We start from the raw sequence: 2,082 nt of genomic DNA on the forward strand, positions 1-2,082 counted from the left end.
CGGCAGTGGATCTGAGGGAGGACGACGATGGCGATCGATCTCGCGGCGGTTGAGACGGCGGCGGCGCCGCATGGGGAGCTTGCGGGTCCTGCCCTGCGGCGGGGGGGTGTCCTGCGGGCGCTGGACCGGGGCATCGGCTGGCTGGTGGAGGTGCCGGCCGCGCTTCTGGTGCTGGCCGAGATCGGCGTGCTGCTGGCGGGCGTGGTCAGCCGCTACGTGTTCCACGAGCCGCTGATCTGGTCGGACGAGCTCGCCGGCATCCTGTTCCTGTGGCTCGCCATGCTCGGGGCCGTGGTGGCGTTCCGCCGGGCCGAGCACATGCGCATGACCGCCCTGGTGGCCATGGCCGGGCCGCGCCTGCGGGCCTTCCTGGAAACCCTGGCGCTGGTGGCGGGGCTGATCTTCGTCGTCCTCGTCCTGCACCCGGCCTACGAGTTCGCCTCCGAGGAGGTGTTCGTGCAGACCCCAGCGCTGGAGCTCAACAACGCGTGGCGCGCCGCCGCCCTGCCGATCGGCTTCGCCTTGATGCTGGCCATCGCGGTGATCCGCCTGCTGGAGGCGGCCGACTGGGCGATGACGCTCGCCGCCCTGGCCACGGGCGTGGGGCTGGCGGCCGGGGTGGTGGCGCTGCAGCCGGTGCTGGCCACGCTGGGCAACCTCAACCTCCTGGTGTTCTTCGTGCTGGGCGTCGGCATGCTGGTCTTCTCCGGCGTGCCCATCGCCTTCGCCTTCGGCCTGTCCACCTTCGCCTATGTGACGCTGACCACCGACGCGCCCTCCATGGTGGTGGTGGGGCGCATGGACGAGGGGATGAGCCACCTGATCCTGCTGGCGGTGCCGCTGTTCGTGTTCCTCGGCCTGCTGATCGAGATGACGGGCATGGCCAAGGCCATGGTCGGGTTCCTGGCGAGCCTGCTCGGCCACGTGCGCGGCGGGCTGCACTTCGTGCTGGTGGGGGCGATGTACCTCGTCTCGGGCATCTCCGGCTCGAAGGCGGCCGACATGGCCGCCGTCGCCCCGGTGCTGTTCCCGGAGATGAAGGCGCGGGGCGCCAAGGAGGGCGACCTCGTGGCCCTGCTCGCCGCCACCGGCGCGCAGACGGAGACGATCCCGCCCTCGATCGTGCTGATCACCATCGGCTCGGTGACGGGGGTGTCGATCACGGCGCTGTTCACGGGCGGTCTGGTGCCGGGCCTCGTGCTGGCGGTGACGCTGTGCGGGCTGGTGTGGTGGCGCTACCGGAACGAGGACCTGAGCCACGTGGCGCGGCCCTCGGGGCGGGTGATCGGGCGCTCGCTCCTCATCGCCCTGCCGGCCCTGGCCCTGCCCTTCGTGATCCGCTACGCGGTGGTGGAGGGCATCGCCACGGCCACGGAAGTCTCGACCATCGGGATCGTGTACGCGGTGCTGGCGGGGCTGCTGATCTACCGTCAGTTCCCGCTGGGGCGGCTCTACCCGATGCTGGTGACGACGGCGGCGTTGTCGGGGGCGATCCTGCTGATCATCGGGGCGGCGACCGGCATGGCCTGGGCGCTGACGCAATCGGGCTTCTCGCAGACGCTGGCGGTGGTGATGAAGAGCCTGCCGGGCGGGCCGTTGGGCTTCCTGCTGGTCTCGGCGGTGGCGTTCATCATCCTGGGCTCGGTGCTGGAGGGGATCCCGGCGATCGTGCTGTTCGGCCCGCTGCTGTTCCCGATCGCGCGGAGCGTGGGGGTGCACGAGGTGCACTACGCGATGGTGGTGATCCTGGCGATGGGGGTGGGGCTGTTCGCGCCGCCCTTCGGGGTGGGCTACTACGCGGCCTGCGCGATCAGCCGGATCCACCCGGATGCGGGGATGCGGCCGATCGTCGGCTACATCGTCGCCCTGCTGATCGGCCTCCTGGCGATCATCCTCGTGCCCTGGTTCTCCATCGGGTTCCTGTGAGGGACCGCCTTCTCCCTCCCCCTTGCGGGGAGGGGCCGGGGGTGGGGGTGGTGCCGGAGAGGTCGCGGCGGTTCCTCCTGCACCACCCCCACCCCTACCCCTCCCCGCAAGGGGGAGGGGGACGATCATTGCTCCAGCGCGCTGATCTCGATCACG

Annotated in this window: 1 protein-coding gene; it reads left to right on the top strand. The window is 71.0% G+C overall.

Features of this window, described 5'->3' with window-relative positions; translation table 11 throughout:
- Nucleotides 1-27 precede the first annotated feature (27 nt).
- A complete protein-coding gene (locus MFF06_RS22490) occupies nucleotides 28-1,926 on the top strand; it encodes a TRAP transporter large permease (RefSeq protein ID WP_238208415.1) in 1,899 nt (632 codons plus the stop codon).
- Nucleotides 1,927-2,082 lie beyond the last annotated feature (156 nt).

The sequence above is a fragment of the Methylobacterium aerolatum genome, from assembly GCF_022179085.1.
GTDB classification, from domain to species: domain Bacteria; phylum Pseudomonadota; class Alphaproteobacteria; order Rhizobiales; family Beijerinckiaceae; genus Methylobacterium; species Methylobacterium aerolatum.

Excerpts from the sequence above, each read along its gene's own strand:
- MFF06_RS22490 (WP_238208415.1), top strand. The coding sequence starts at position 28 with ATGGCGATCGATCTCGCGGCGGTTGAGACGGCGGCGGCGCCGCATGGG.